This is a genomic window from Candidatus Woesearchaeota archaeon, assembly GCA_021734105.1.
In the GTDB taxonomy this organism is placed as follows: Archaea; Nanobdellota; Nanobdellia; order Woesearchaeales; family SKGA01; genus SKGA01.
In genome coordinates, this window is record JAIPJP010000011.1 from 15,510 (window position 1) to 32,086 (window position 16,577).

22 protein-coding genes are annotated in these 16,577 nt (G+C 36.2%); 8 read left to right on the forward strand and 14 right to left on the reverse strand.

Annotation, left to right across the window (positions count from 1 at the left end):
• Positions 1-10 precede the first annotated feature (10 nt).
• Positions 11-376, reverse strand: coding sequence for a hypothetical protein (locus K9M74_02875; GenBank protein MCF7798821.1), 366 nt, complete (start codon positions 374-376; stop codon positions 11-13).
• A 104-nt stretch (positions 377-480) separates the two neighbouring features.
• A complete protein-coding gene (locus tag K9M74_02880) occupies positions 481-1,227 on the reverse strand; it encodes a ZIP family metal transporter (protein ID MCF7798822.1) in 747 nt (248 codons plus the stop codon).
• 134 nt (positions 1,228-1,361) lie between these two features.
• Here K9M74_02880 and K9M74_02885 point away from each other — a divergent pair, with 134 nt between their 5' ends.
• Positions 1,362-2,801, forward strand: coding sequence for a hypothetical protein (locus tag K9M74_02885; protein MCF7798823.1), 1,440 nt, complete (start codon positions 1,362-1,364; stop codon positions 2,799-2,801).
• Here K9M74_02885 and K9M74_02890 read toward each other — a convergent pair.
• Together K9M74_02890 and K9M74_02895 are read right to left on the reverse strand one after the other, a co-directional pair.
• Positions 2,796-3,647, reverse strand: coding sequence for a hypothetical protein (locus K9M74_02890; GenBank protein MCF7798824.1), 852 nt, complete (start codon positions 3,645-3,647; stop codon positions 2,796-2,798). The genes K9M74_02885 and K9M74_02890 overlap by 6 nt on opposite strands.
• A complete protein-coding gene (locus tag K9M74_02895; GenBank protein ID MCF7798825.1) occupies positions 3,622-4,791 on the reverse strand; it encodes a hypothetical protein in 1,170 nt (389 codons plus the stop codon). The genes K9M74_02890 and K9M74_02895 overlap by 26 nt, the downstream gene beginning before the upstream one ends.
• A gap of 327 nt (positions 4,792-5,118) precedes the next feature.
• Between K9M74_02895 and K9M74_02900 the strand changes: the two genes are divergently transcribed.
• Positions 5,119-5,523 carry a hypothetical protein gene (locus K9M74_02900; GenBank protein MCF7798826.1) on the forward strand — a complete coding sequence of 135 codons (405 nt, stop codon included), beginning with the start codon at positions 5,119-5,121 and terminating at the stop codon, positions 5,521-5,523.
• Positions 5,524-5,860: 337 nt separating this feature from the next.
• On the forward strand, positions 5,861-6,169 hold the full coding sequence (locus tag K9M74_02905) for a hypothetical protein (GenBank protein MCF7798827.1): 309 nt from the start codon (positions 5,861-5,863) through the stop codon (positions 6,167-6,169).
• A gap of 99 nt (positions 6,170-6,268) precedes the next feature.
• On the opposite strand, the gene K9M74_02910 is transcribed toward K9M74_02905, so the two are convergent.
• From K9M74_02910 to K9M74_02935, 6 genes are all read right to left on the reverse strand, one after another.
• On the reverse strand, positions 6,269-6,616 hold the full coding sequence (locus tag K9M74_02910) for a MarR family transcriptional regulator (protein MCF7798828.1): 348 nt from the start codon (positions 6,614-6,616) through the stop codon (positions 6,269-6,271).
• The gene (gene trxB, locus K9M74_02915; GenBank protein MCF7798829.1) at positions 6,613-7,578 is read right to left on the reverse strand and encodes a thioredoxin-disulfide reductase; all 966 of its coding nucleotides are present in this window, start codon (positions 7,576-7,578) and stop codon (positions 6,613-6,615) included. Before trxB ends, K9M74_02910 begins: the two co-directional genes overlap by 4 nt.
• A gap of 10 nt (positions 7,579-7,588) precedes the next feature.
• Positions 7,589-7,924 (reverse strand): thioredoxin, encoded by a 336-nt coding sequence (trxA, locus tag K9M74_02920; GenBank protein ID MCF7798830.1) that lies wholly within the window; start codon positions 7,922-7,924, stop codon positions 7,589-7,591.
• A 163-nt stretch (positions 7,925-8,087) separates the two neighbouring features.
• Positions 8,088-8,606 carry a hypothetical protein gene (locus K9M74_02925; protein MCF7798831.1) on the reverse strand — a complete coding sequence of 173 codons (519 nt, stop codon included), beginning with the start codon at positions 8,604-8,606 and terminating at the stop codon, positions 8,088-8,090.
• 72 nt (positions 8,607-8,678) lie between these two features.
• The gene (locus tag K9M74_02930) at positions 8,679-10,061 is read right to left on the reverse strand and encodes a DHH family phosphoesterase (GenBank protein MCF7798832.1); all 1,383 of its coding nucleotides are present in this window, start codon (positions 10,059-10,061) and stop codon (positions 8,679-8,681) included.
• Positions 10,062-10,241: 180 nt separating this feature from the next.
• Positions 10,242-10,697 carry a 30S ribosomal protein S15 gene (locus tag K9M74_02935; protein MCF7798833.1) on the reverse strand — a complete coding sequence of 152 codons (456 nt, stop codon included), beginning with the start codon at positions 10,695-10,697 and terminating at the stop codon, positions 10,242-10,244.
• Positions 10,698-10,927: 230 nt separating this feature from the next.
• On the opposite strand from K9M74_02935, the gene K9M74_02940 reads away from it, so the two are divergent.
• From K9M74_02940 to K9M74_02960, 5 genes are read left to right on the forward strand one after another with little or no spacing between them, the layout of a single operon-like run.
• Entirely contained in the window at positions 10,928-11,074 is a 147-nt protein-coding gene (locus K9M74_02940) for a hypothetical protein (GenBank protein ID MCF7798834.1), read from the forward strand.
• A gap of 43 nt (positions 11,075-11,117) precedes the next feature.
• A complete protein-coding gene (locus K9M74_02945; protein ID MCF7798835.1) occupies positions 11,118-11,372 on the forward strand; it encodes a 50S ribosomal protein L35ae in 255 nt (84 codons plus the stop codon).
• A 23-nt stretch (positions 11,373-11,395) separates the two neighbouring features.
• The gene (locus K9M74_02950) at positions 11,396-11,581 is read left to right on the forward strand and encodes a DNA-directed RNA polymerase subunit E'' (protein MCF7798836.1); all 186 of its coding nucleotides are present in this window, start codon (positions 11,396-11,398) and stop codon (positions 11,579-11,581) included.
• Positions 11,582-11,583: 2 nt separating this feature from the next.
• Positions 11,584-11,982 carry a hypothetical protein gene (locus tag K9M74_02955; GenBank protein MCF7798837.1) on the forward strand — a complete coding sequence of 133 codons (399 nt, stop codon included), beginning with the start codon at positions 11,584-11,586 and terminating at the stop codon, positions 11,980-11,982.
• Between the two features lie 2 nt (positions 11,983-11,984).
• Positions 11,985-12,143, forward strand: coding sequence for a 30S ribosomal protein S27ae (locus K9M74_02960; GenBank protein ID MCF7798838.1), 159 nt, complete (start codon positions 11,985-11,987; stop codon positions 12,141-12,143).
• Between the two features lie 119 nt (positions 12,144-12,262).
• Here the strand turns inward: K9M74_02960 and K9M74_02965 are convergent, their stop codons facing one another.
• The 4 genes from K9M74_02965 to K9M74_02980 form a co-directional block, all read right to left on the reverse strand.
• Positions 12,263-12,619, reverse strand: a complete 357-nt coding sequence (locus tag K9M74_02965) for a DUF2283 domain-containing protein (GenBank protein ID MCF7798839.1) — start codon at positions 12,617-12,619, stop codon at positions 12,263-12,265.
• A complete protein-coding gene (locus tag K9M74_02970) occupies positions 12,606-12,938 on the reverse strand; it encodes a hypothetical protein (GenBank protein ID MCF7798840.1) in 333 nt (110 codons plus the stop codon). The genes K9M74_02965 and K9M74_02970 overlap by 14 nt, the downstream gene beginning before the upstream one ends.
• Before the next feature lie 55 nt (positions 12,939-12,993).
• Positions 12,994-13,818, reverse strand: coding sequence for a nucleotidyltransferase domain-containing protein (locus tag K9M74_02975; GenBank protein ID MCF7798841.1), 825 nt, complete (start codon positions 13,816-13,818; stop codon positions 12,994-12,996).
• A gap of 259 nt (positions 13,819-14,077) precedes the next feature.
• On the reverse strand, positions 14,078-16,141 hold the full coding sequence (locus K9M74_02980) for a sugar phosphate isomerase/epimerase (GenBank protein MCF7798842.1): 2,064 nt from the start codon (positions 16,139-16,141) through the stop codon (positions 14,078-14,080).
• Positions 16,142-16,577: the final 436 nt, after the last annotated feature.

Genomic DNA, 16,577 nt, shown 5'->3' on the forward strand with positions numbered 1-16,577 from the left:
AAGAATATACTTACTTTGGCACGTGCTGCAAATAACCAGCTAAACAATACAAGAATCCAGAATTAACATCCTCAGGCTCTTGGGAAAAAATAATTCCTCGTTTTTCAGCATACATCATCGCTTCAACATTAAACAATAGATAAGAAATATCGCTTTGAGGAACATCTCTTGGATACTGAGCAAGAGGAGCATCAGAAAAAATCTTTTCAGGTGAAGCCTTATTCGCAGTCATATAGTCATGAATATAGTGGATTATTTCATCAGAAAGACCTTGCAACGAATCTTTAGTGAATCTAAACAGGTGCGAGCGGTATGGCGCGAGTCGCTCAAATAAAACAGCCCCTTTAACCCAAACTTCTAATGATGAATTATTCATCAAAAAGAGTCATTTCTATTATTTTTTAAAAGTTTCTACAACTAGGGCTTGTTCAAAATGAAAGGGGCTTTATACTACAAAATATGGAAGAATGAATACAAGGATTAATGCATACCATGAAGCGCGCCAATGAAGAAATAAAACGCAACCATCGTGAGGACAAAAATCGCTGTTTCTTTCCAAACAGTAGCGTGATGCTGTTTATGTTTATGCATACTAGGAACAATATCTGAGAGCGCTACGTAAATAAAACCTCCTGCAGCCACAAGTACAGCAAAAGGCACAATAGATTCGGCCAAATCAAACGCTATAAAACCAATAATACCGCCAAGCACAGCAGAAAGTGCTGAAAGAAAATTAAGTTTTAAAGCGCGAAGACGAGAATAACCACTATGAATAAGCACTGCAAAATCACCAAACTCTTGAGGAATTTCGTGCAAGAGGACAATTAATGTTGTTGCAATACCCGTTCGCACATCCAGTAAAAACGCACCTGCAATAAGAACACCGTCTAAAAAATTATGTACAAAATCACCTGTTAAAATGAGCATGCCCGCAGGTTTTTGGTCACAATCGCCATGATCATGACCACAGTGATGCCAATGAATGAATCGCTCAACAAGGAAGAAAAGAAGAATACCACCCAAAACAAAAGGTGCCGCATCGTGAAATTCGCCTATTTCTTCAGCTGCATGAGGAATTAAATCAAGGAAGGAAACCGCCAATAAAGCTCCTGCTGCAAAGCTGATAAAATAGTGAAGAAAACGCTTAATTCCTTTGGAAGAAACAAGCACGCCAACAAAACTAACAAGGCTGACAAGAATTGTTGCAATGATTATGTAAAGGAGCATGGTGAACTAGTGGCAGAGAAGAGTATTTAAATTTAGTTGTTTGAGATATACATTCTGAAATGATGTGAAAAAAGTCGTAAAACGATCCCAATCAAAAGCATTTATATATTAAAAAATGTTCTAAAAAAAATAAGATGAGAGCGTATGATAAAGTAATGAGAGTAATCGAACGTGTGGGCATGCTTATTTCTGTAAAACGAGTCCTTTTCTGGGACCAGCGACTGATGATGCCAACAGGTGCCGAACCAATTAGATCAAGAGAAAATGTTGCGCTTGCAACAGCAATCCACCGACATCTTATCAGTTCAAACTTAGGAAAAAATATCGCTCAAGCAGAACAAGAAGACTTAACTTTCGAAGAGCAAGCAACCATTAGAGAAATTAAAACTAAACATCTGCGACTACGAAAAGTCAAACAATCACTTATCACGAAACGAGAACAAATACATAGCAAAGCATTACAATCATGGAAAGAAGCATATGAACACAATGATTTCTCACTATTTGAAAAAGATCTTGAAGCAGTCTTTACAATTGCCAAACGATACGGTAAAGCAATCAATAAAGAAAACCCTTACGAAGCATTACTTCAAGAATACTCCGAAGATCTCACCTTTGAAGAAATAACTAACTACATTAAACCAATTAAAGAAAAAATACTCGAACTCCTCACTAAACAAGAAGTTGAAAAACGAGAAGTTCAAATTGACACAACGATTATTCAACCAAAAAAGCGAAGAGAGTTTGGAAAGTTTCTTGCTCAAAAAATGGGTGTTGACCTCGATAAAGCAAGAATAGACTGGTCAACCAGATCATTTAGCACCGCTTACGGCAGAATAAGTATCGCACAAAGCAAGTGGATTGACGAACTACAAACAATCCTGCACGAAGGAGGACACAGCATCTACGAACTTAATTTACCCATAGAGCATTACGGAACGCCACTTAGCGAAACACGATCATTTGCAATAGACGAATCTCAAGCACATATATGGGAACGACACGTCGGTAGAACAGAAGGATTTTGGGATTATTTTCTCCCCATTATCAAAGAAAATTATCAAATACCTTACGATAAAAAAACAATCCTCAATGAAATTAATAGAATAAACAAAAGTCCTGTTCGATTAGAAGCAGATGAACTTACCTACATCGTACATCTTATTATTCGATTTGAATTAGAACAAGATATCATTTCCGGAAAATTAAAAGTTAAACATGCCCCGCGAGAATGGAATAAAAAAGTAAAACAATACCTTGGCATCACCCCTCAAGATGATCGAGAAGGAATACTTCAAGACATTCACTGGAGCAAAGGTTCTATCGGTTATTTTCCTAACTATATCGTTGGTGTTATGATAGCATCCCAACTCTATGCAAAAGCAAAAGAAGAAATTAAAAACTTAGAAGAACAATTTGCAGAAGGAACATTTCAAGAATTTACCCAATGGTTAGCCCAAAACATTCACCAACATGGGAAAAAATATCCAACACATAAACTTATTAAGAAAGCTACAGGCGAGGAAATCTCTCCTAAAAAATACATTCAATATTTAGAAGAAAAATATTCATAATTTTTTTTCATATGAGCGTAGCATTTTCATCACTGCTTCTTGACCAGCAAGACTATTATCTTCAACATCCGCTTCAATTAAATTCCCAGGACTGGAAATATTAAATTCGCCAAGATAGGGACCAATAACGTCAACACCAACCCAAGGCACATTATGCTTTCTAAAATAAGGCTCTAACTGCTGAACAATACGTTTGTCAGTTTCTGTTATATTGGTTTTATTAGCACTACCGCCAGCAGAAATATTACACAAAAAAGATCCTTCTTTGGGCAATCTTAAAATCGCAGAAACAGGCTCATAATCTATAACATTAATTCTCTTGTCACCTAATTTTTCTACACCTTGAATAAAATCTTGAGCAATAACTTTTTGATACGTATCAACATATTGTTTGACTAATTTTTTTAAATCACTTCTCGAATAATCATCTACTAGAATGTGTTTTATTCCCTTCCCCTGATTTGCATCATAAGGTTTGAAAACAACATCTTCTTGTGCAGAAACAAAAGCAACTAACTCATCAATATTTTCAGAAAAAATAGTTGTAGGAGTAAGCTGAGGAAATTGAAGTAAATATTCTTTTGATTGTAAATTTATTTTTGATAAAGGATCATTCACAAAAAGTCGCGAACCATCATTATATTTAGCGTATTGTTCTCTAAGAAACTCTTCATTCCAAGGAATGTCAAATCGATTAAAAACAACATGCGCGTCTTTTGTTTTATCAAGATCTTCAGTAAAACAAAGTTCAGTATTAAACTCTTCTTTTGCAACATTATAAATGTGCATAGTAGAATCCATTGGTTCATCAAGCGCTTCTTTATCTACATAAAACAAAACATTCATCTAAATCTTCCTCTAATTTTTTTGATAAATAAAATCTTAATTCTGTGCTTCCCTGTGCAGAAATAGAACTATCTTTGTAATAGCCTCCATCTTTTGCAAAAGAAGTTATTTCGTCTGAGAAATTTCTTTTTGAAGTTAACATCCGCTCAAAAGGGAAAAGAAGAATTTTTTCTTTTTCTAATAAGCCATTTCTTGCAAACTCAACTAAACTTGATAAGTAAGTATGCAATTCACCATCTTGAATTCCTGACTCAATTGCTCGTTCTTGAAACTCCAATAATTTTTCAAAGGAAGGTAAAAGATTTTCACCATACAGATAACCATCGTCTGTTTTTGTAATCACATCTAGCTGTCTGTTAAAACCAGCGAAGACTGTCGCTAATGCAAGTACATTAGAAACTAAATTAGTATCACAGCTTCTAGATTCAATTGTTTTTTGAGAAAATCTAATTGGCCCCCAACACGTATTTAATCGCGTGAAACCCTCATCATTAAAACCATATTTTTTACAAATATCCAACCACTTATCATACAACGTGTCTTGCCGAACTTCAAGTTCATCTATCGAATATGCATAAGGAAGTAGTTCTCCATATTCAGGGAATTCTTCAAAAACAAGTTTACGATAAATTTCTGCTCGATAATTATTTAATGAATTTTTGAATTTGAAAAAAGGACTGCTGGACATTAATGCAAACAAAGGATCAAGCGCAGTCATTACCGTGTGTTGTTTCACAATATCTTGTTCATACTTATCAATATGAATATGTGTGCCGCAGATATGCAGTTCAAGAGATCTCCTCTCATCACCCAAAATAACATTTTTTTTATTATATCGTGGCCCTTTTCGTTTTTCAATAACTTCATCACCAATAGGAGTGGAAGGAAGCAAAGACAAATTCTTCTCTTTAGCTAAAGATAATGTGTGTTGCACTCTAGAAATAACATCTTTTGCAAGGTCAAGTAAATCAGTTGCAGGCTTACAAAGCACTTCAATCATCGCATTAGATAACTCAGAAACAGCATACGCATCATTTTTAGGATGTTGTAACACGTAATCTGCATCATTAGCAATGGATCCAGTTTCATCTACAAGATGAAATTCTATTTCTAGGCCAACAAGAGGGTTAAAAGATGTAGTCATCGCGCGCACCAACAGTAGTTTAAAAAAAGAGAGTGATTTCATTATTTATAAACTTTATTAAAATAATTACATAAAAAGGCTCTTAATAACCCATTAAAGGAATTTTAAATAACAAAATAGCTCTAAAAAAAGCTTAAAAGTTGCTTATCTCGTTTAAGAAGTTTAAATTAGCTTTATTTTCCTAAAAAAAATTGTTTTTTTCCGTTTTCAAACATTTTCACATTGTAACGTCTACTCAGTAAATATTATCTTAGCGCGCCAAACTAATATACTAAAAAGTATACAGAAACACAATATTTATATACTGGTATGGGTATTTATTTGTTCATGGTTATCCTTTTTGACCAATTCAACCTTCCAGAGGATATCTTTGAGGTTATCTTTGCAACGATGCAGCAAGTCGAAGTAGCTCGTATGCTCGTTGAGGAAATGAAGGTCAAAGGTGGCGAAATCGGGAAAACAGAGATGAGCATGTTTGCAACGGCACTTCATGACGGTACCAATGTAGAAACAATGACCCAAGGGCCCTTCCGGCAGAAAAAGACGGTGAAAGTATCCTATAACAAACGGCAATTTTACGACCGAATCCTGACCCCTATGAAAACCATGGGTCTTATCGATTATGACTTGTACAAAAAAACGTACAAACTCAGCGAAAAGTTCAACAAAAATATGATGCGAGTGGGCCTCATGTGGCTCCAAGAACTCCGTCGACCCCCCCTCTCCCGCTAGGAAAACAAGAGATTTTCCCGGCGCATATATCATGAGTAATTACTCCTAACAGTAACCCCCAACAAAAAGAAGGCACTTTGTGGATTGTTACTTCTCACAAACCACCCTCCCCTAAAACGCCGCAAGGAGCCTTCTTTTTTATTTACCAATCTCGTATTAGGTGTACGTAGAGTATTTTCACTACGTTCAAATACGCTGTAAAGTTCTAAGTTAGCTAAAATTCTTTTTTTGTATGATTGGGCGTTAGCGAAACATACTTCGCTTGCCCAGGCAAAAGCCGACTATCAAAACATTTTTATAGAAGTAAACCTGAAAATCATTTAAAAGGGGTGGAATTATGCCATTTAACAAAGCGCTTAAAGAAAGAATTTCAAGAGAAAAGAACATTGCTGTTCGTGAACGACACGAACAAACACTACGTAGAAACTATAACATTCTACTCATTCTATTTTTAGGAGGAGGCTATCTTGTATTTAGAAACTTCTTTAATATAGTAGAAGGATTATTTATTAGTGCAATCTTTTTAGCATGGTACGGCTTTTTAGAAAACGTCTTACATCGCTATGCAGACTATACTGATGAGCTTATTCGAGCGCAAGATGGAAGTAAAAAATCAGCTCCGGCAAAACGCTCAAAAAAGAAATAAATTTTTTATTTTTTGTTTAGTCTGATGATTCGCAAAAATTTTATTAGAAGCAAAAATGCATCAGCCATTCTTTTAAGACATCTAGCATGTACGTGCTTTTTACCATTTTTTAATGGATTCGACCACATTCTTATGCCAAGAATTGACTATGCCTAAAATAGTATGACGAAGTTCTTCCTTGTTTTTTATACTATACACAAAAGTATAACCGCCTGCATCAAGATTAATTTGGTGTTTTTGCACAAGATTCTTTTCAACTAAACGCTTAATTGCTTTTTGAATAGTTGTTCTGTCTTTTCCAAGTTCATCACCAATGTCTGATGCGGATAAAGATTCTTTTTGTTTAATAAGAAATAAAAATAAATTATACTCAGTCCTATTTAAGTCAAAACTACACATCACTATATCTTTAAAATCAATTCGTTTACACGCAAAAGAAAGACTCATTTTGAGCGCTCCTCATGCTCAGTTGTTTCAAGATATTTCTGTGCTTCAAGCGCAGCTATACAACCACTACCTGCAGAAGTAATTGCTTGTCGGTATACTTTATCTTGCACATCGCCTGCAGCATACACTCCAGCAATTGGAAGTTTTGTATTATCAGTTGTTAAATAACCATAGTCTGTTTCAAAAAACTCTTGCACAATTTCTGTGTTTGGAATATGACCAATAGCTAAAAATGTTCCTTGCACAGGAAGCTCGCTTATTTCATTAGTTTGCGTATCTTTTAATCGAAGCGTTGTTAATGATTTTTCATCACCTAAAAATTCATCAATGACTTTGTTTGTCAAGATTTCAATTTTAGGATGAGCTTTTGCACGCTCAAGCATAATTGGTGATGCTCGAAAATTCTCGCTTCTATTAATCAACGTTACTTTAGTTGCGAATTTTGTAAGAAAAATTGCTTCTTCCATAGCAACATCCCCACCACCAATAATAGCAACTTCTTTGTCTTTAAAGAAAAAACCATCACACGTTGCGCAGGCAGAAATTCCTTTACCCCAATATTCTTTTTCACTAGGCATATGAAGTCGTTTTGCTCGAGCACCAGTTGCAAGAATAATTGTTCTTGCCAGATAAGTTGTACTATCAGACATTATAGTAAAAGGTTTTTCATGCAAATTAACTTTGGTTACCGTTTCAAATTTAGAAACTGCACCAAAACGTTTTGCTTGCTGTCGCATATTATTCATGAGAATAGGACCTTGAATTCCTTCTGGAAAACCAGCATAATTTTCAACTTCAGTTGTGGTGGTAAGTTGGCCACCAGGTTGCGGACCTTCTAAAATTAAGACAGAATGATCAGCACGAGCTCCATAAATTGCTGCGCTAAATCCTGCAGGACCACCACCAATAATTACCATGTCATAAATAACAGGCTGCGAATCTATGTTCGGGTTGTCAGACATTTTATCAACCTCAAAATTTTTCTACTGCAGCATCAATTTTTGCTTTGAGCATATCTTTTGGTGCAAAGCCAACAATTCTATTTACTTCTTGACCGCCTTTTACAAAAAGAAGAGATGGAATGCCTTGAATACCAAATTGTCCTGCAAGCTGCGGATGATCTTCAGTATTAAGTTTTGCAAATTTTAGTTTGCCAGCATATGCTTCTTCATTACTTAATTCTTCAAAGACAGGACCCATCATTTGACAAGGACCGCACCATGGCGCCCAAAAATCAATTAAGACTGCAACGTCTGATTTCATTACTTCTGCTTCAAAATTTTCTGGTGTTATATGTACTAATGCCATTTTATTTCTCCTTTAGGAGTGCCAAAAATTTCATAGAAATTTTTTAGCATATACTCCATTTTTATTATAAAAGTGTGCGACTTTGTTGCACTAGTGGCAGCTAAACGCATAGTATTTATATAGTTTCTGAAAGAGTGCATAGACATGAGTAAAAACTGCACAACTAAAGTTTTCGACTATCTATTGCCCAATGCAGTACTGCTTGGCGTTGCCGAGGTCGACACGACCAATCCCCAGGCACGCAATTTTTTTGTATTGCTTTTACGTGTCGATGTATTGCTTTCCAACGTTTTATTTGTCGCGCATCTTCTTCTGGAATTCTTCGACCCATATAATATCGAGCATACCATTGAAACCAACCCCGAGGATCCATTGGATGAATCCAATCTCTTTTTTGCCATTCTCGCAAAGAAAGAGATGCATCAACTCCAAAGAAATTTATGTTTAGATTCTTTTTAACAGGCGAAAGTTTTGCGTGCGTAAACCAATTCGCGGGAAACTCTTGTTTACAATCAGTCATATATTTTCCACCAAACACGCCAAGAGCTAACATTTCTTTAGGCGTTAATTCGGGTTTAAATTCTGGATGAAAATTTTTTCCCTCGGGCTCTGTGAGCGTGTACGAAAAATTCTTTTGCATCTTGTCATTGACCAGAATTTTTTTTGGCCGTGAAGCTTTCATAAGACAACATAAGCAGACAAAGTATAAAAGCGTTATGAAAAAGAAAGAATTGTGCCAAGGAAAAATTTTGTTCTACTGCGAATTAAGTTCTTTTTCTAAAGCTTTGATGAAAGCTTCTTCATCTTCAGTTTTAATAACAGCACCTGCTGCATGGTCATGACCACCTGCATCAGCACCAAATTTTTTAGTGATTTTCTCTAAAATTCTTTGCAGTCGAATACCAGAAGTATGTTTATTCAAACGAAGAGAAACTTTTGTTTTCGTAGCATCTTTACTATCTTTTGCTAACGTACAAACCACAACTCCTTCTTTATAGATTTTATTTCGAGAAAGAATAGACGCAATAATTCCTGCAAGACTTGAGCGAAGCGCATCTTTAAAATTAATAATGACATAGTTGTCTGTTTGAATAAGTTGGTTATTATTTCGCAGCGCATCAACTAATTGTAAACTTTCATGAATCGCAGATTTATAGGTACGCAGTTGCATAATTGCCTGCTGTTGACCAACAGGATCTGCTTGAAGAGCATTAAGCGCCACATCATACTCTTCAAGACGACCGCACGCATTAATAATTGTTGCAAACTCTTTCATATCAATTAGTTCTTGACGATAATCAGGATTAGTCAATGAATAGGTTGGCATAATTAATTCTTCCTTAGGGGTTCCTTTTTTTAATTCTAAAATTTTATTAGTTAATTTTTCTTGATCATAAGGACGAAGATTATACCATTTCTTTAAACGACCACGCCATTCATATTGAATACACAAATCATCAAGTAATTGTTTAGTACCTTCTTCACTACCCGTTACGCCAGGAATATCAATATCAGTACTGTATTCTAACACTTTAAGAACAGGTCGAGATGTTAGACCAAAGAGTCTAATACGCTGCCCGATTTTTATATTTTTTTGAATGATAGCGTGTTGCAAAATGCGATTATTTAATTCCATAAAACCATTTCGCTCTTGCGTATCCCCAAGTGCACCAAGTACAGCAAGATGCGCAAGACTTCGATTCTCAGAATTCATACCCAAAGCAAAAAAATACGCAACCCCCGCACCACTTATTGCATTACGCTGGGTAATACCTTCAATGTGCGGATTATAATGATTAATAAAAGATGATTCGCCTTGTGGCTCGTGATGATCGAGTATGTAAATTGTTTTACCTACAAGTTTTTCCTGAATACTAGCAAGCTTTGCAGCGCCAACATCAAGAAATATCACTATATCACCAGAAATTTCATCAAGAACATCGTTGTTAATATTTTGTACAATCGTTTTAGTAAAGGGAATATTTTCTTTTCCTAATGCTTGCATTATGATACTTGCGGCACATAAACCATCGGTATCAAAATGACTTACAATTTCAATAGGAGAATCCACCCCTAAAGCCACATTAAGAAACTCATTACCTGCTTTTCCAAGTTTATCAATAAATGCATCATACATGTATACACCCCCATAATAAATTCAAATCACTTAGCAATTATATTACAAAGACTTATTGCCTGCTCTGTACAGCAATTTGTACAAGCATTCGCGTCGAGCAAATCGCCGCAAGTTGCTTGTTAAGACTTTAAGGCAAAACAAAAGTCGATGTTTTTGAAAATGAAAAAGTAAAAAATAAAATTATTCGATGAACATCTTAATTTGTTTTGGATTGTAATTCCAATCTTTAGGAAGACGATCAACTTTTTTGTAGTATCGAATTAAACTTAGAATTTTAGATTCTGTTAATGTTAAACCCCGTCGCGCAGGTTGATCTTTATGATTCTGCGCAAGATGCTCTTGAATTGCAAGTACTTTTTTTAGCAACGCAGTTAAATCTTCAGGAAGTTTCTTTGTTAATTTCTTTTCATCTAAAATTTGCGTAATAGATTTTTTAGTAATAAGCTTCACATCAGGAATACCATACTCATCTCGTAAAAACAAACCGATTTGACTTGGAGTTTTACCTTCTTTAGCATATTTTACAACAAGAAGTTCTGTTTCTTTTGCAGAATACTTTACCCAACTAGGAATTTTATTTACTGAAGGACCTGTACTACCAGACTTTCCTTTTTTTCTACTAAACATTCGTGCCATTTTGTTTAACCTCGTCTTTCCGAGCCTCTAACGGACCTGGATAATCGATAACGAGAAGAAGTGAAGAGGGCTTTATAAAGCTACCGCCACGAGTGCTACATTGCAGAAAGCTTGAGTTCATCGCATTTGGGGATGCGAGAGCGTACCGAAATAGTTGCGATACTGCTGCGCAGCATAATAACAAACATTATTCCAAAAGTTTATAAATCACCAATATAGGATGTAATGCTATGATGTTATTTAATAAAAAAGGGTATATGACACCAGGAAAGCGAATGCTACTCATCATTGTAGTAATTCTTATAGCACTTGTCGTTGGTTTTCTTATTGGCCGAGGAACAATCCCTACAGCACTTACCGCACCACCCGTTGCATAAAGGAATACCTTTATAAACGGATTGTGATTTCTCAGGGATTAGTATGAAAGGCACTATTGTAAACTATAAAGGTGGCAAGCACACGCAAGTCACCAACCAAATGATAATTACTGTCGAGAAAGTAGAGGACAAAGAAGCAGCAGCAAAACTTGTTGGTAAAACGGTCACTTACAATACCGGCAAAAAAAACATTAAAGGAGAAGTTAGAGCAGCACACGGTAACAGCGGTGCTATTCGAGTTCTTTTTGAAACTGGCATGCCAGGTCAAGCAATTGGCAAAGCCGTAACACTTTCCTAAAAAAAGCATTAGGTGATGAATCCATGAAGAAAAAAGTTTGTAGAACATGCAAAATTTTCGTAGACGGCGACCTTTGTCCTATTTGCAAGAAATCATCATTCTCACAAAACTGGCAAGGACTTATAACAATTGTTGATGCGAAACGAAGCAAAGTAGCGCAGCACATGGGTTTTGAAGCTAACGGCGAATACTGTATTAAGGTACGATAAGAATGGATATTACAATCACAAACCAACACGAAAACAAATTATTACAACGAACAGAAATAACAGCGACCATGCTTTTTGAAGGTGCAACACCAGCACGGAAAAATGTGCAACAATCAATTGCAGCACAAACAAAAGCAAAAGAACCACTTGTTATTATCACAACAATTGACACGGGCTTTGGCAATAGTAAAGCAATCGTTAACGCACATATCTATCAAGATGAAAAAATTATGATGCGAAACGAACGAACAAACCTTGTGGAAAAACATAAAGGACACGATCCGCAAGAAGCAAAAGCTAAAGAAGAAGCAGCTAAAAAAGCAGCTGAAGAAAAAGCAGCAAAAGAAGCAGAAGCTAAAACAGAAGAAGCACCTGCAGCTGAAGAAGAGAAGGCAGAGTAAAAATGGCAGACGAAAAGAAAAAAGTTCATAGCGTTCACACCATGTTTGAAAATGGTAAAAAGAAAAACAAAGATTGCCCTAAGTGCGGTCCTGGCGTAGCATTAGCCGAACACAAAGACCGACGATCATGCGGTAAATGTGGCTATTACGAGAAAAAATAAATTTTTTATTTTTACTAACTTATTCTACGATTAATTTTTTATAATTATATTTTTCTAATTTTGGTTGAATATCTTTGTAGAGGAATAGTATATTAACTAGATAAAGTTATTGTAAAACACTAAGTCTGTGCTAGCGCAGGACTTTGTTTAACAATATTAGGAACAGAAAGAACTGGAGCTAATTCCTTATCTTGACCCTGCAACAAAATGTTTATGATAAAAAGATTATGTCTTGTTTTTACGTCAACTTTGCAAGCCCGCAAATGAGAAAGCAATGATTTAATTCCTGTTGCCCCTTTCACTAAATCTTTTAAGAACTTCGAAGCATTAATAAGTTGAATGCCAACAATCTCTTTTTTTACATTATAATCAATAATTAAGTCTCCTAGTTCAATACTGCCTTTAGATTTAGAACTAGCATCATACAAAAAAAGATTATCGGAATGCTTATCATAACTAAATTCAAATTTTCGCATATTTTTCCACCACGTGTTGCCAGCGCCTATTAATTTTTATTACTGTGCAAACAACACAATTCTTTTTTAGTACTAAAATATATCTATGACATTGCGTCTTACTATAACCAAAATAGCAATCATATTTTTCTTCAACTGCGTTAGATGATTCCTGTTTTCCTGCAAAGTAAAGCTTCTCAGGAAATAAAATGTTCTTTTTTACCTCAGCAACATCTATACTTCGCCTTATTGCTTGTATTTCAGCGTGATTAGTGAGTATAATATCTTCAGGCTTATAAGTTTTCAGTTTTTGTAAAACTCTGCTTTTATAGTTAGCCATTACCTGTTAAAAAATAGTTCTTGCTTAAATAGCTTTCTTGGACTTGTCCAGAGCTTTATTCTTTTAACTTCTCAGGGCTGTGATTTAGAATAAATTTCATGCGCTTCACAAAATCACGAGCTTGCACCAAATACTTATCAATATCCTTGCCAGACATCTTCACCAATTGATGATGACCAATGTTTTTTGCCAAGTCATAGAATTGATGCAAAACATTTATATAAGACTTATCAAGTAAATTTTTTTTCACAAAATGTTCATTAAGTAATTCTGCAACATGACTTGGCGCGCCAGGAACAACACCAACGTGCATGAGTGCTGCGTGCGCTGCATCAATACAAGCCCAATACATATCAACAAGAGCACCTAGCATATGACCTTCAGCATTCTTCAGCGTCTTTGGCGCTCTATCATAATAAGTCCAAACTGCTTCTTTTGTTGGACGAATACGACCTTCATCAAGCAACAATTGTGTTGGTAAAAAAAAACCCGCATCATATACCGGCATACCCTCGCGAAGCATGTTTACAATAACAGGATCTCCTTGACGAACATAATCCCAAAAATTACTTAGATGCATTTGCGTGATATGAAAATTACTAGCAATCTTTCCTGCAACATTTTCAATAAGTACACGAATAGATTGTAAAACTTCGCCAGAAAGGACAACAGTTAAATCATTAAGAATTAAGAGCACATCGATATCAGAACCTTTTGTTGTATCGCCTCGAGCCACACTACCAAAAACTACCACTGCTTTAAGTAAATCATCAAGCTCTTTATTTAATTGGTGAGCAAGCTCTTTGGCTAATTTCACATCAGCCTCACTATAATGATACTTAACCTCGCGTTCCCTTGGTTTTAAAGAAATTTCTACCACTTAAGTCTCACCTCAAACAACTTCCTACACATCAGCGATCGGAATTCTGCCCTCTGCTCTTATATCATCTCTATTATTTATAAAACTTTACTCTTCTTGTGCTATACATTTTTTGTTGCGTTTTGTCAACAACGGCGAAGGTTTATTGCGCGCTCTGCGCAGCAAACGTTTATCATCAAACGCGGTGATTCCTTTGCTAACGCTTCGGAATGCGTTTGATTCATTGGCTCTTCACGGCCGTGATGTTGACGTTGATTTCTTACTCTAAAGGAATTTCAGACCATAAACTCCATTCATTACTCGGTGCATACGCTCCAAAAATATAATTTGGGGGTGCTCTATAACCTGCAGCGCCACCTTTCCCACCATAAATATTTCCAAATGAGTTACCACCAGTAGGCGCGCCAAAATGATAACCACTACCCGTACTTGCGCCAAATTCACTCCACAACGAATACTGTGTTGAACCTGGATTAAAACCTTCTTCCTCATGACCCTCCGAAACAATAGATCCTGAAAAACCCATCTTCTGCATTGCTTTAACACCATCTGCTGTTGGAAAAATACCTTCGCCAACCGGTAAATGACGATGATCGCCACTTGCACTATCAACTACTTGTACACTACCAACAACACCTTCTTTACCTAAATACTCCATTTGATTCATAAACCATTTGTTAAAACGCTGCAAACGATGAGCTTCAGATTCTTGCTTACCCTCTTTAGGAAAATGATTATACCACATCGATAAATGAGCCGTATCCATAACACCTTTGATGTGTTCTTTAGCCATTTCTTGCATTTTTTTATCATCATATTGACTTCGATATACTGGATCTTGTTTCATCTTTTCAATCATTTTTCGTCGAGAAGACTTAATAATTTCAACAAACTCTTCAGGATGACCACCATAACCCGTTGGCCAACCAAGCTCAGGACCAACATAAATAGGATTAGCAACTTGATGACGCTTTGTTGTCTCCATTGCTTCTAACCCTAGTTCAGCATAAGAATCAAACGTTTTTTGTTTTGCAAAATCTTCAACAGGCTTTACATGCTCCATAGTATCCCAAATTGCATTCGCTTGACCATCAGCAGTACTTGCTGCTTCATGAATATGTTGCACACCCATACGAAGTTGATCAATTTGATCTTGACGTTCTTGACTTTTAGGAATAATATTTCCCCTATTATCGGTTGTTACCAAACCTAATTCTTTTAATTGATTAATATCTTTATTCCCTTCTAATTCGCGATAGTGTTTTTGTTCTTCTTCAAAACGTTTTAACGCATCAATTTCTGACTTGTAACGCTGAGAATAATAAATAGATTGTCCACGACTTTGCGTATACTGATTTTCTAATTGAACACGCCCATACCATTCTTCAGGAGAAAGATTCAAACCTAATTCTTTATTTCGCTCTTGCGCATAAGTTTTAAAAGCACGCCAATCAAGCTGACGAGACTTAAATTCTTTGCTCGCATCATCCCAAACAGGAACTCTATTCATTAAAAATTCTTTACTTGTCGGATCACCAGATAATTTATTTCCATGAATATCTAAATAATCTCCCTTATTATACGTTATACCGTCTTCACCAACACCGTGACTGTCTGCTCGCCTCCATTCAGGAACAGCAATCATAGCATTACCTCTTGCCCTGTCAAGTTGACCGGTTTGAAATTGTTGCACTACATTACCCGTTCTGTCATCAACCAAGGTTTTTACAACATCTTTATTTTCATCCCAACCATCAAAATCAATAAACTTATTTTTTCCTTTATTAAAATTAGCATCACCAATACCACGAGTAAATTCTTGACTCCAAATATCAACACCCCCTCCAGCACCAATATCAGCTGCAAAAACAATAGCATCACGCACATGCTGCATGTCAGACTTACGCTTCTGCTCGCTAAAACCACCCTGACGAGGATCAAAACCACTTAAGTTTGTCATGTCTTGCGGAGAAAACTCTAAACCTTCCCAGGTAGCCCCACTTGCCTTGAGTACTTCTTTAATTGCTTGACGCTTCTCTTTACCAATGCTAGAAACACCGCCGCCCATTTGCGTACCAACAGGCGTACTTAATGCAAGTTGCAAAACACCTGTTCCTTTACGAATAGAAGACAACATACTACCCAACACATCAGCTTGTCCTTGTGGATTATTCTCGCCGAACGTAGCACCTAATTTACTAATAGGAATAATGGGTTCGCTTAGCTTTGGAGCGCCCTGACTTCCCGTTGTTTTGCCAGAAAGAAAACGATTCTGTTCTTGCGGCATCATATAACGATCAAGATTAGTATAGTAACTAGTCATACTCTCTTCATAGAAGATATCATTTATAAACGTGTTGCTTACTAGGCCCATATTATCAAAGCACCACCTTCAAGCAAAATAATAGAACTAGTGCTACGTTGCAGAACAAGCGGGTTGAACAGCGTGGTTCAAACCTTGCAGAACATAAGCACCATGGGAAAAATAATTCGCCAAGCAGAGCTGAATAGTACTGCGCAGCACGAAAAGAAAGAAAAGAATCTACCAATAGAATCTCTGAAAAATAAAAAAAAGTGCTAAAAAAACACCACAATTTTTGTCGCCTTGAGCAAAGCTCAAAGAAAAAAAGTGCCTTCACTTTTATGGGATTTGTTGGGGGGGGTAAAAACAAAAGTGAAGGCGAAGAAGTTACGTTAGATCCCGAAGGATTGTAACCGGAAAGTTTTCCCTAAGGAAAAAATAGGGCTTTTGGCCCAAT